Here is a 13,389-nt window from a genome sequence, read left to right as displayed (position 1 = left end):
GTGACCGGAACGGTCACGGATCGTCTTGGGTGTCGCTAAAAAAAGGAGTTTTTTTGATGACTGGAATCGTGAAGGGTTTGCGCCCACTGTCCGGCCTTGCCGCCGGGCTGGCGCTGGCACCTGTTGTGGCTGCCGGGTTGATGTCTGAGCCTGCCCAGGCCCAGGACGGTTCGGTGCTGCGTATCGTGCCGCACGCGGACTTGCGTAACATCGACCCGATCTGGACCACTGCGTACATTACCCGCAACCATGGCTATCTGGTCTGGGACACGCTTTTCGCGCTCGATGAAAATCTTGAGGTGCAGCCTCAGATGGCCGAGGGCTATGAGGTGAGTGACGATGGGCTGACCTACACCATCACGCTAAGGTCTGGCCTGACCTTCCATGACGGCAGCCCGGTAACCGCCGCGGACGCGGTCGCATCGCTGCGCCGCTGGGGCGCGCGCGACGGCATGGGCCAGAAGCTGATGAGTGTCACCGACAGCATTGAGGCGGTGGACGACCTCAGCTTCACCATCACGCTCTCCGAACCCTATGGGCTTGTGCTGGATTCGCTTGGCAAGATCTCGTCCAACGTGCCGTTCATCATGCCGGCCCGCCTGGCAGAGACCAGCCCCAGCGAGCAGATCCCCGAGGTGATCGGGTCCGGCCCGTTCCGCTTTGTCGAGGCCGAATGGCAGCCCGGCAACCTGGTGGTCTATGAGCGGTTCGAGGATTACGTCCCGCGCGACGAGCCCGCAAGTTACGCCGCCGGCGGCAAGCTGGCCAATGTCGACAGGGTGGAATGGCGCTACATCCCCGATGCCGCCACCGCCACCCAGGCGCTGCTGGCCGGCGAGGTGGACCTTTACGAACAGCCCGCCGTGGACCTGATCCCGATGATCCAGGCCGACCCCTCCATCACTGTCCAAACGGTGGACCCGCTGGGCACGCAGGGCGTGATCCGGTTCAATTTCCTTCATCCGCCCTTTGACAACAAATATGCCCGCCAGGCGGCGATGCACGCGGTCTCGCAGGCTGACTACATGTACTCGATCATGGGCAACCCCGAATATTTCGAGGAGTTCTGCGGCGCCTACTTCATGTGCGGCGGCCCCTTCGAGACCGATGTGGGCAGCGAAATCCTGCGCGGGCAGGACCTGGACCGGGCGCGCGAGTTGCTGGAGCAATCGGGCTATGACGGCCGCGAGGTGGTGATCCTCGATCCGACTGACGTGCCGGTTGCGCATGGCCAGGCGCTGGTGACCGCACAGGCGCTGCGCGAGATCGGCATGAACGTGCGCCTTGCGGCGCTGGACTGGGCCACCATGACCTCGCGCCGGGCGGTGCGGGATGCACCGGAAGACGGCGGCTGGAACATCTTCCCGACCTGGTGGCTCGCGGTGGATCAGCTCAACCCGATCACCAACATCTCGGTGGCGGCGTCGGGCGACACGGCGTGGTTCGGCTGGCCCGACAACCCGCGCATCGAGGAACTGCGCGACGCGTTCGCCCGCGAGACCGACCAGGACGCACAGCGCGCCATCGTGGTGGAGTTGCAGGAAGAGCTTTACGACTTTGTACCCTACATCCCCACCGGTCAGTACTACCAGCCGACCGCCTGGCGCTCGAACGTCAGCAACGTGCTGGTCGCCCCGGTTCCGTTCTTCTGGAACATCACGGTCGATTGACCTTTGCGGACGCGCCGTACCGGCGCGTCCCCTGCCGGCGCCTGCGACCCGGGCGCCGGTGCCCCCCCCGCCCCACACCACGACGCGGTGCCGCCGCGGGTTGTGAAAAGGAGCCCATGAGCCATGTTTGCTTACGTCGTCCGGCGTCTTCTGGCTACCATTCCGATCATGGCGCTGGTCGCAGTGTTCGTCTTCATGCTGCTGCACATGAGCCCGGGCGACCCGGCCGTTGTGATTGCCGGCGATTTTGCCTCGGTCGCTCAGGTCGAGGAGATACGCACCCAGTTGGGCCTCAATGATCCGCTGCACGTGCAGTTCCTGAACTGGGCCGCAGGCCTCTTTCGCGGCGATCTGGGCACTTCGATCTATTCCGGCCTGCCGGTGTCGCGGCTGATTGGCCAGCGTATCGAACCCACTTTCATGCTGACCCTCACGACCATGATCATCGCCATCACTCTGGCGATTCCGCTGGGGGTGATCGCGGCGTGGAAAGTGGGCACCTGGATCGACCGGGCGGTGATGACAGTGGCCGTGCTGGGCTTTTCGCTGCCGGTCTTCGTGCTGGGTTATGCACTGATCCTGGGCGGCTCGGTCCGGCTGGGCTGGTTTCCGGTCCAGGGCTATACGTCGATCTTCACCAGCTTTCCCGGCTTCCTGCGGCACATCACACTGCCGGCGCTGACGCTGGGGCTGGTCTACATGGCGCTGATCGCGCGGATGACACGGGCCACGATGTTGGAGGTGTTGAACGAAGATTACGTCCGCACCGCCTATGCCAAGGGTCTGCCCACCCGCAAGGTGTTGATCAAGCACGCCCTCAAGAACGCGATGGTACCGATCAGCACAACGATCGGGCTTGGGCTGGCGCTGCTGATTGGCGGGGTGGTGGTGACCGAAAGCGTTTTCGCCATTCCGGGGCTGGGCCGGTTGACCGTCGATGCGGTGCTGCGCACCGACTATCCGGTGATCCAGGGCGTGATCCTCGTATTCTCGCTGACCTATGTGCTGCTCAACCTGCTGATCGACCTGACCTATGTGCTGTTCGATCCGCGCATCCGCTACTGACCTCCACGCCAACGGCACCTGACCCCGCCCTAAAACCCCGAGACCCGAGGATGACCCACCCGTGACCGACCGTTCCCACGACAGGCTGCAGGACCCGCCACTTTCGGCCCGACTGACGGAAAACGCCGTTGCCATGGCAGACGCGCTGCGGCGCAACCCGACCATGCTGTTCGGGCTGGTGGTGCTGACGGTGATGGCGCTTCTGGCTTTCGGCGCGCCCTATTTCGGGCTGCCGGAGCCGATGCGCCAGTCGCCCATCGACCGGCTGCAGGACCCTTCTGCCGCGCATTGGTTCGGCACCGACATGTATGGTCGCGACCTGCTGTCGCGGGTGCTGCATGGCGGGCAGATATCGCTGGTGGTGGGGCTATCGGTGGCGGCGATGGCGACCTCCGTGGGGCTGGTCATCGGGCTGGTGGCCGGCTTCAACCGCCGCGTGGACGCGATCGTGATGCGTTTCATGGATGCGCTGATGTCCATTCCGTCGATCCTCCTGGCTATTGCGCTGGTCGCGCTCTGGGGGTCGAGCGTGCAGAATGTCATCATTGCGCTTACCATTCCCGAAGTGCCGCGTGTGGTGCGGCTGGTGCGTTCGGTCGTGCTGATGCTGCGCGACCAGACCTTCGTGCAGGCCGCCATCGCCTGCGGCACCTCGACCACCCGGATCCTGTTTCGCCACATCATGCCCAACACGATCCCGCCCCTGATCGTGCAGGCCACCTACATCTGCGCGCAGGCGGTCATCTTCGAGGCCTATCTCAGCTTCGTCGGGGCCGGCACCCCGCCCGAGATCCCCAGCTGGGGTAATATCATGGCCGAGGGGCGAATGTTCTTCTTCCAGAATTTCGGGATCATCATGTATCCGGGGATATTCCTGGCCATCACGGTCTTCGCCATCAACACCTTCGGCGACGGTCTACGCGATTCGCTGGATCCGCGCATGAAGCGCCGGATCTGACCTTTGCCCGCCGCCTTCCCAACGACGCCCGCAAGGAGCCGCCTTCATGTCTAACGCCCCCGAATCCGATGCCGCCGCGCTGCAGGACAGGAACGCCGCGCCGGTGCTCGAAGTCGAGGATCTGCGCACCTGGTTCGACACCCGCGACGGTGTGGTCAAGGCGGTCGAGGGGCTGAGTTTTGATCTGCGCCCCGGCGAGATTCTGGGCGTGGTGGGTGAATCCGGCTGCGGAAAATCAATCACGTCGCTCTCGATCATGCAGCTGGTGCCGACGCCCCCGGGCCGCTACGCCAGTGGCGCAATCCGCTTCAACGGGCGCGACCTGCTGAAGCTTTCGCCCGATGAGATGCGCCGAATCCGCGGCAACGAGATCTCGATGATTTTCCAGGATCCGATGAGTTCGCTCAATCCGGTGCTCACCGTGGGCGACCAGCTGACCGAGGCGATCATCCTGCACCAGGGTCTGGGCTACAAGGGCGCCATGACCCGCGCGCGTGAGATGCTGGACCTTGTACATATCCCCGAGCCCGAAGCACGCCTGCGCGAATACCCCCACCAGCTGTCCGGCGGGATGCGCCAGCGGGTGATGATCGCCATGGCGCTGTCGTGCAACCCGTCGGTTCTGATCGCGGACGAACCCACCACGGCGCTGGACGTGACCATTCAGGCGCAGATCCTTGCCCTGATGGAAGAGATCCGCGACAAGCTGCAAACCGCCATCATCCTGATCACCCACGACCTGGGCGTGGTGGCCGAAATGGCCGACCGGGTGCTGGTGATGTATGCCGGCCGCAAGGTCGAAGAAGCCAATGTGATCGACCTGTTCGAGCGCCCGCAACACCCCTATACGCGTGGACTGATGCGCTCGGTCCCCCGCGTGACGGGAGGCGAAGCCAGCGCGGTCGAGCGTCTGTCCGAAATCCCCGGTATCGTGCCGGCGCTGAACAACCTGCCGAAGGGCTGCGTCTTTGCCGACCGCTGCGCCTTTGTCACCGACCGCTGTCGACGTGAATACCCGCCGCTGGTGGACCGTGGCGAACGCCATCTGGCCGCCTGCTGGGAGAGTGAAAACTTGCCGGAGTGGACCGCATGAGCAAGGCCCCGATCCTGGAGGTCAGCGACCTGACCAAGCATTTCCCCATCCATGGCGGCCTTCTGCAACGCGAGGTGCAGCGGGTCTACGCCGTCGATGGCATCAGCTTCACCATCGGCAAGGGCGAGACGCTGGGGCTGGTGGGCGAGTCGGGCTGCGGCAAGTCAACCACCGGCAAGGTCATCCTGAAGCTGCAAGACCCGACATCGGGATCGATACGGCTGAAGGGCACCGATATCACCGGCCTCAGCCGGGCGCAGATGCACCCCCACCGCCGGGTGATGCAGGTGATCTTTCAAGATCCCTATGCCTCGCTCAACCAGCGGATGCGGGTGAAGGACATCGTGGCCGAGCCGTTGGGCAATTTCGAGCCGGACGCCAGCCGCGCGGAGCGGCTGGAAAAGGTGGCGGCGCTGTTCGACCGGGTCGGCCTGCGGCGCGATGCGCTCAACCGCTTTCCGCACGAGTTTTCCGGCGGGCAGCGGCAGCGGCTGGGCATCGCCCGCGCGCTTGCGCTGAACCCGGAACTCATCATCGCCGACGAGCCTGTGTCGGCGCTCGATGTATCGGTGCAGGCGCAGGTCATCAACCTGATGATGGACCTGCAGCAGGAGTTCGAGCTCTCATATCTGTTCATCGCTCACGATCTGGCCGTGGTGCAGCACATCTCGCACCGGATCGGCGTGATGTATCTGGGCCGGCTGGTGGAACTGGCGCCCAAGCGGGAGCTTTTCCGCAACCCGCAGCACCCCTATACCGAAGCGCTGCTCGACTCTGTCCCGGTGCCCGACCCGCGCCGGCGGCGCAAGCGGCAGGTCCTTCGCGGCGACGTGCCCAGCCCCATCAACCCGCCCAAGGGCTGTCATTTCAACACCCGCTGTCCGCTGGCGGTGGACCGGTGCTTTCATGAAACCCCGAAACTGCGCGAACTCGCCCCCGGCCATATGGCCGCCTGTCACCTGCGCTGAACCACGCGAAAGGCCCCATGACGAACGCCGATACCCCCCTGACGACCCTCGACGCGGTGGAAATCACCCGCCGCCTGATCCGTTTTGACACTATCAACCCGCCGGGCAACGAACGTCCGGCGCTGGAATGGCTTGCCGGGCTGCTGGCCCCCGCAGGCTTCGAGATCGTCTGGCAAGAGATGGGCGAGGGGCGCGCGAACCTGCTGGCCACCCTGTCGGCGACCAGGGCCCCGGCTCGCGCGCCGCTTGTGCTGTCGGGTCATGTCGACACCGTGCCTCTGGGCAATGCGCCCTGGACTGTCCCGACGCACGAGGGCCTGGAGCGCGATGGCCGTCTTTATGGACGCGGCGCCTCGGACATGAAAAGCGGCGTGGCGGCCTGCGTGCGCGCCGCGCTGGACCTGGCCGCCGAACCGGACCGAGCCGCTGACCTGCGCCTGATTCTGAGCGCGGGTGAAGAGACCGGCTGCGAAGGGGTGCTGGCACTCGCCGGCGACAAAGCGTTGCTGGGCACCGCCGGCGCGCTGATCGTGGCCGAACCCACCGACAACCGCCCGCTTCTTGGCCACAAGGGCGCGCTCTGGCTGCATCTCAACCATCGCGGCGTCACCGCACATGGCTCCATGCCCGAAAAGGGCCGCAACGCGATCTTTGGCGCCTGCGCCAGCGTCGCCGCGCTACGGGACCTCGATTTCGATGCACCGGCGCATCCGGTGATGGGGCCCGTGACGCTGAACCTGGGGACGCTGCGGGCGGGGCTCAACATCAACTCTGTGCCCGATCTGGCGACGCTGGGCGTGGACATTCGCACGACGCCTGAACTGTCCAATGCCCGCGCGCGCGATCTGGTGACCGCGGCGGTGGGGGCCGAGGTCGAAATCGAGACGCTGACCGACATGGCGGCCGTCTTCACACCCGCAAACGACCCCTGGATGGCCGAGACCCGCACACTGGCCGCGAGTATCACCGGCGTCTCGGCAGGCGACGAGACGGCGCATTACTTCACCGACGCCTCGGTGTTGACCGCGGCCTTCGGGCATCCCCCGACGCTGATCATGGGCCCGGGTCCGATGGCGCTGGCCCATCAGACCGACGAATACTGCGAAACCGCCCTGATCACCGCCTGCGCCCGTGCCTTTGCCGAAATTGGCCGGAGATACCTGTCATGAGGAACCACCAATGAGCACGGCGTCGAACCTGTCGGACCCTGCCCGCCTGAGCGCGCGCGCGGCGCTTGCGGCCATCCGCGCCGGCCGGCTTTCGCCCGCGGCGCTGGTGGAAGCCTGCCTGGACCGCATCGCCAACAGGGACGCGGTGGTGAAGGCCTGGGCGTTCCTCGATCCGGCGGTGCCGCGCGCTGCCGCCGGCTGCGTCGATCCGTCCGCCGGACCGCTGGCTGGCCTACCGGTCGGCGTCAAGGACATCCTCGAGACCTCCGACATGCCCACCGCCTGCGGTTCGCCCATCTATGAGGGGCGCCACACCGGGCGCGACGCGGCTTGCGTGGCAGCACTCAGGTCTGCCGGCGGGTTGGTGATGGGCAAGACCGCCACCACTGAATTTGCCGCCTTTACACCCACCGACACGCGCAACCCCCACGCGCCAGGGCACACACCAGGGGGGTCGTCCAGCGGCTCGGCTGCGGCGGTGGCCGATTTTCAGGTGCCGCTCGCGATCGGGACCCAGACTGCGGGCTCGATCGTGCGGCCGGCGGCCTTTTGCGGCGTGGTGGGCTTCAAGCCCAGCTTCGGCACCATCGACACCTCCGGCATGCATCACTTCGCCTCCAGCCTGGACACGCTGGGCGTATTCGCCCGCAGCGTCGGTGACGCAGGCCTCTTCGCAGCGGCAATGTCTGGCTGGAAGGCGCTGGCCGATCCGCAACCCGCTCCGCCAACCCGGGTGCGGCTGATCCCCGCCCCGGCCTGGGATCGCGCCACGCCGGAGGCCCTTGCTGCCCTCACCTCCGCTGCCGAGCGCGTCGCCGAGGCGGGCGTGCCAGTGGATGACAGCCCACTGCCGGATGAATTGGCTGATGAGATCACCGCGCTCTTGGTTGCCCAGGAGCGCATCCAGCTTTGCGAAGGGCGCCGTGCCCTTGCCTGGGAGCGCATGGCGCATCTCGACCGCCTCAGCCCCGGGCTGCGCGATCACTTCGAAAGCGTGGCCGACATTCCTTTCGAAGGGCTGCTGGAGGACAGGCGCCTACTGGTCGAGGGCCGGCGTCGTATCGCTGCGCTGATGGCCGAGGGCGAAGTCTGGCTTACTCTGCCGGCCCCGGGCGAGGCCCCCGAGGGCATGACCACCGGCGATCCGGTGTTCTGCCGGGCCTGGACGGCGCTGCACCTCCCCGCCATCGCCCTGCCGCATGGGACCGGGCCGGCCGGGCTGCCGCTTGGCGTGCAACTGGTGGGCCGCCCGGGGGGCGATCCGGCCCTGCTGGCGACAGCCGCCTGGCTGGAGACCCGTCTGGAACCGGCCGGAGCGCCTGGCGCATGAGCAATCGGAACAGGGGCAAACAGGTCTCCTGCCTGGCTTGCGGGCGACCGTTGAGCCGATTCACCGCCACCTGCCCCACCTGCGGCACGCCGCAGCCGCACAAGCGGTTGGGCAGCAGCCTCGGGCTTGTGCTGTTACTTGCACTGCTCCTGGCGCTGATCCTGTATTCCGCCCTGGCCACGATGTCCGGGCCGTATCAATGATCTTCGCGGAGTCTGAAGCGGCCTTGATCCGGCGACAAGATCGTGTCCAGAATCCTTCGCACATTTTTCAGGGTCAGACCCATTAACCGGCTTTAAGCGGTTGTGGCTGCATGATTCCAGCACCCAAACTGAGGGGACATGATGCGCAATCCTTTCTGGCTGGGCGACGGGCAAATGGCGCGTGACCTGCCCCGCTGGCGCCAGCCGAAAAAAGGATTCTCGCGACTGTTCGTTTGCCCGCGCCGTTTTCTGTCGTAGCAACGCGCGGCAGTCTTGTGCCGGCCACTCGCAAACCCGGGCGCAGTAACCTCATGCTTGCTGAGTGGTCTCTTCCTCAAGAGGCTCGGCAGGGCTGCGAAAAGGCATCGACAGTGCGCTGGAAAACTACGGCCAGCTGCACACCGGGTTGCTCATGATGCTCCCATCCCGCGCAAAAAACTGCAGCCTCCGGCAAACCCGCCGCAGTTCAGTTCACCGATGCCTGAAGATGCGCGGCAAGCTCGGGTGAAATCAGCTGCGGAGTTCCATCTCCCGCGCCTTCACCTTCTTCGCCGTCTTCTTCACTGTCCTCCACAAGTTCTTCCTCGTCCTCGTCAAAGAGTTCCATGACCTGGAAGATCTGCCGCACCACCCCGCCGGGCGCCGTGCCACGGATGAAGGTGCCGCCCAGGGTCTCGGTCTCGGAGCCGACATCATAAGTGAAGCCCTGCCCGCCATCGAGATCGACGCCGGCGAGCTTGCGGTTGAGCACCAGCACGTCCTCGGCCGTGGTGAGGATGATCTCGTCCTCGATGGTAAAGCCCACGCGCCCTTCGTTCTGGAAAGCGTAGATCTGCGCGTCGGCGTCCACATCAAGGAAGCGATAGAGGATGTGCGCATAAAGGTCGAAAGTGCGCTGGCGGAAGTAGACATCGCCGTCGATGCGGTTGTTGTCGAGGCCCACGAAATAGGGCCCGGCGTGGATCACCTCGCCCCAGCCGATGCGGCTGTTCTCGAGCCAGAGCGTGCCATCGGCCTCAAGCCGGTCGTCGATCAGATGCTGGAAATCCTCATAAGGGTCATCCAGCAGGATGCGTGGCCCGTCGCCGATCACCCGGATGTAGAGCGGGATATCCTCGCTGCCCACGAACCCGCCTTCGGGGTTTGAAGTCTCTAGGAACAGCCCGTTGTCCGGGTTCACGTCATAGGCGCGCGCGTCGATATGCTCGTAGGCATAAAGCTGCAGCCGGTCGCGCAGGTTGATCAGGCCAACGTCGATCGAGCTGCCTGCGCCCAATGCGGTCAGCGTGGCGATGCCGGGCGCGTGGGCCTGATAGACGTCGTCGTAGTAGGCCGAACGCACCAGGTTGAGCGGCGCGCCCGCATCGATGATGTCGAACTCGGTATTGCCGGCGAGATTAATGTCGATGGCGTCCTGCGCCTCGATCCGCACATCCTCGGCAGCGCCCATCAGGCCCACGGTGAGGCTGCCGTCTTGGACCTCGACCTCCATGTGGCCGGTCGCACCATCCTCGGTGCCCGCGAACATGAACAGGACGCGCAGATCGTCTGCACGCTCGCGATAGCGCAGATCCTGACCCGCCATCATGCGCAGTTCGGCCCCCGCCGAGGTCGTCGCCTCGAAGAAGCCGCCGCTGCCAAGCTGGGTGCCCGCGCCCTCGCCGGTGATATTGCCCATAAACGAGAACAGCGCGAGGTTGTCGCCCGTGATCCGCGTATCAGCACCCGAGCGCAGATCGCCCAGCACCGACAGCACCACCGTGGCATCATCCTGCGGCGCCTCCACCAGGTTGACCAGCATGTCATGACTGGCATCACTGCCAGCGAAGATGTCGATATTGCCGGCCTCGACCAGCACGCTTTCCAGCGTCAGGCGGCCCACATCGTTCAGATGCATGTCGCCCGCCTGAACCACCGCATCGAGCCGGTCGAGATCGGTGCGCAACCCATCGGCCAGATCGGGGTCGTCATTGCCCGCCGGGTCCAGCGCGCCCAGCCGCAGCGTGGTTAGCGCGCCGCTCGCATTGGCCAGAAGGTCCAGATGCGCCAGCCGCCCGGTGTTGAAAAGCGTGCCGCCCACGGTGAGTCGCAGCGCGTCGTCGGTGGCGTTTTCGCTCCAGATCGAGGCGAGAGTGAAATCGTCTTCCACTTCCATCGCGATGGTGCCCTGGCCGGCGATGATGCGCTGGCCATCGTCCTGATCGGCGCTGCCTTCGACGAGGATGTCGATATCGCCGCCCGCCCCGAACCCGGTGCCCGAAGCGCTGGTGTCGATCGTTGCACCGAGCGACAGCGAGGTGCGCGTTGTTGTCGGATCGGAGTTCACAAGGTGGAAGCGCATATCGCCGCCGCGCGTCATGATACCGCGCCCCGAGCCCAGCCCGGCGCCCTCATCCGTCCACGCAAAGGACCATTCGGCGCCTTCTTCCAGCAGCCGCACCGGTGCATCGCGCGTCAGCAGGTCAAGTGCGCCACCTTGCAGCGAGATATAGTCGATATCCACCGCGCGGTCGCGCAGGAGCAGCGTGGCGTCGCCACTGCCCGCTTCAGCCCGGAACAGCCCCGTCACCGCCTCGAACCGCGTGTCGGTGCCGATGCCGCCATCGGCGAACAGTTCGGTTTCCTCGGCGATCACGGTGCCGCGTGTGATGTCGCCCGCGCTGCCTTCGCCTGCGTTATCCTCGGCCTGCAGGCGCGTGCGCGACAGCGATTGCGCAAGACCCAGCGTCATGTCGCCGACAGTTTCCACATCGGTTTCCGAGAGCAGATTGGCGTTCTGGATCATCTCGCCGATGTCGATGGAACGCAGGTTGCGCAGCCACAGCGCTGTAATTTCCTCGTTCCCCGCGAAGTGGTTGCCATAGTAGCTGAACAGGTCGATCGCGGTCATCAGACGGTGCTCGTCACTGCCAACCTGTCCGCCGGAATTCAGCAGCAGGTCATGGCCGGTGATGTCAGTGCCGGTGGAGAACTGTGTATCAATCCCCAGAGCGGTGCGGATTTCCAGTTCGGCAGTGTCGCCAAAGACCAGCGTCTCGTCGCCAAACAGGGTGATGCCCTTGCGCGCGTTGATCAGCCCGCCCTGGTCAATCCGGCCAAAGAGCAGGTTAAGTTCACTCACCACATCAAGATAGACATCGCCATCATAGGCATCGTCGGCGAAGGTCTCGAGCGTGACGCGGCCTTCGTCCTCGTCGATCAGTTCGATCCCGAACAGGTTGTCATCGGAACCGATCTGCGCCGCTGTGAGATAAACATTGCTGGCCACTACACGCGGCAGGTCCGAACCCACGTTATCGGTTATCGCGCCGGTTGCATGGAGCGAGGCAGTATCGCCCGCAAACAGTGCCTCGACCGGAAGGTCGCCAAAGGCGGTGATGTAGACGTTCTGGTGCCCCGGCGTTCCGGCGCGCGCGTTGAGCGAACCACCGGAGAGGATATGCACGCTGAGCGGTGTCTGCACTGTGCCAATGGAATTGTTGAGGCCCGACTCCAGCACCAGGTTGGTGCCGATCACGGCCACATCCTCGGCCTCGGCGGTGCCGCTCGTGGGATCGTAGCCGGAAACATCAGTCATCGCGCCGTCGATCAGGATCTGCACGTCGTTCGTGCCGTGCACCTGGCGGATGCGCACGTCCTCATCCGACCCGAGGAAGATCTCGTGCTCGTCGGTAGTAACCGTGAGCGCGCCATTCGGCCCGGTAAACTCGACGTTGAAATCCTCGCGCTGGACGATGCGGATGATCCCGTCTTTGGAATATGTGATCCGGCCGTTGTCGTTTTCGTCGGGTTCGTCCGTCGGGTTGATCAGGTTGCGCAGGTCGAGCCGATCGGCCCCGGCCAGCGCCATGAGGTCTTCGGCACTCAGGTGATACTCTAAATTCTCTGCATTCGGGTCGATCGGGTGAATTTCGTAGTCGTCCAGCAACTCGCCCACCGAATCCCGCGCTCTCAGCGTGATGTCGCCATGGGCGATGATGTTGGGGGCCTGCACGCGGGTGCGGGTATCGCCCGTCTGCCGCACGAGCCCGGCGGCGATGGAGGTGGTAAGCTGCTCCTCGGTCCAGCTTATGCCCTCGAGGAAGGGTTCGTATTCCTCGGAAGTGAGGATGTAGGTGAAGCTATCGTCGAACTGGGCCGTCTCGTTCCACTGATCGTAAAGCCCCCAGCGCTCATCGACGAAGGCATCAATGAACTGCTGGGCGGCTTCTTCCGCCGCGCTGTCGGACCAGCCGTAAATGTCGATATAGCTTTGGGTCAGGCCGGAGAACATCTCCCCTGCCATTGCCTCGACGTCTGCCTTTGTGATCGGGGCGGTATCCGTGGCATCGAGGCCCTCCTCCCCGGTGCGCAACTGCCAGTATTCCAGATACTCGCGCTGCCGCCGCTCGCGCAGGGCGTCGATCTGCGCCTGTGCGCGCTCGCCATTCTCGTCCTTGAGGTCAAGTTCGTCGAAATAAAGCGCCAGAAGCTCGGCCTCGGTGCGGATGTCGCGCTCCTCGACCTGGTTGCGGTCGAGGATGGAGCCGTAATCGGCGATCAGCGTCACCGATCCACCCGACGACTCAACCAGTTCAACCCGCAGGTCGCCGTCGGTGCCTTCCATCTCGGTGATGGCGATGTCGCCGGTGGCGCGTGCGTTCAGCCGCCCGCCTTCGGTCTCGACTCTGAGCGGGCTTTCGCCGTTGTTACCGATACTTCCGGACTGCGCCTCAAGCGTGACATTCGCGCCGCGCACGGTGTTATCGGGCACGGTGTTATCGGGATCGTCGTCATAATGAACGATGCTGCCGTCGGCGATCAGATGCACGTTGCCGCTGCTGGCCGCGCCGAAAAGCTCGCCCGAGGAGGAGTCCGTGACGCGCGCCGATGTCTGAAGTCAGCGCCCATGGGACAATTTAGGCATATTGCGGAACGGAGGGTTTCTGGCTCA

The 13,389-nt window shown here is 64.9% G+C and carries 9 protein-coding genes; 8 read left to right on the top strand and 1 reads right to left on the bottom strand.

Annotated features, from left to right (window positions below; translation table 11 throughout):
• Window positions 1-56 precede the first annotated feature (56 nt).
• From DQ229_RS11455 to DQ229_RS16330, 8 genes are all read left to right on the top strand, one after another.
• A complete protein-coding gene (locus DQ229_RS11455) occupies window positions 57-1,670 on the top strand; it encodes an ABC transporter substrate-binding protein (RefSeq protein ID WP_114966417.1) in 1,614 nt (537 codons plus the stop codon).
• A 123-nt stretch (window positions 1,671-1,793) separates the two neighbouring features.
• Window positions 1,794-2,735: an ABC transporter permease gene (locus DQ229_RS11450; protein ID WP_114966416.1), complete on the top strand. Its 942-nt coding sequence runs from the start codon at window positions 1,794-1,796 to the stop codon at window positions 2,733-2,735.
• A gap of 61 nt (window positions 2,736-2,796) precedes the next feature.
• Window positions 2,797-3,693, top strand: coding sequence for an ABC transporter permease (locus DQ229_RS11445; RefSeq protein ID WP_238381050.1), 897 nt, complete (start codon window positions 2,797-2,799; stop codon window positions 3,691-3,693).
• A 46-nt stretch (window positions 3,694-3,739) separates the two neighbouring features.
• Window positions 3,740-4,786, top strand: a complete 1,047-nt coding sequence (locus DQ229_RS11440; RefSeq protein WP_114966414.1) for an ABC transporter ATP-binding protein — start codon at window positions 3,740-3,742, stop codon at window positions 4,784-4,786.
• Complete coding sequence (locus DQ229_RS11435) at window positions 4,783-5,754, top strand: ABC transporter ATP-binding protein (protein ID WP_114966413.1); 972 nt, start codon at window positions 4,783-4,785, stop codon at window positions 5,752-5,754. Before DQ229_RS11440 ends, DQ229_RS11435 begins: the two co-directional genes overlap by 4 nt.
• Window positions 5,755-5,771: 17 nt before the next feature.
• Complete coding sequence (locus DQ229_RS11430; protein WP_114966412.1) at window positions 5,772-6,923, top strand: M20 family metallopeptidase; 1,152 nt, start codon at window positions 5,772-5,774, stop codon at window positions 6,921-6,923.
• Between the two features lie 10 nt (window positions 6,924-6,933).
• A complete protein-coding gene (locus tag DQ229_RS11425; protein WP_114966411.1) occupies window positions 6,934-8,253 on the top strand; it encodes an amidase in 1,320 nt (439 codons plus the stop codon).
• Window positions 8,254-8,303: 50 nt separating this feature from the next.
• Window positions 8,304-8,456 carry a hypothetical protein gene (locus DQ229_RS16330; RefSeq protein WP_155326504.1) on the top strand — a complete coding sequence of 51 codons (153 nt, stop codon included), beginning with the start codon at window positions 8,304-8,306 and terminating at the stop codon, window positions 8,454-8,456.
• Between the two features lie 466 nt (window positions 8,457-8,922).
• On the opposite strand, the gene DQ229_RS11420 is transcribed toward DQ229_RS16330, so the two are convergent.
• Complete coding sequence (locus DQ229_RS11420) at window positions 8,923-13,266, bottom strand: hypothetical protein (protein WP_114966410.1); 4,344 nt, start codon at window positions 13,264-13,266, stop codon at window positions 8,923-8,925.
• Window positions 13,267-13,389: the final 123 nt, after the last annotated feature.

The sequence above is a fragment of the Alkalilacustris brevis genome (assembly GCF_003350345.1).
GTDB lineage: Bacteria > Pseudomonadota > Alphaproteobacteria > Rhodobacterales > Rhodobacteraceae > Alkalilacustris > Alkalilacustris brevis.
The sequence above is the reverse complement of the archived record's forward strand: the minus strand, read 5'-3'. Positions and strand labels throughout refer to the sequence as shown.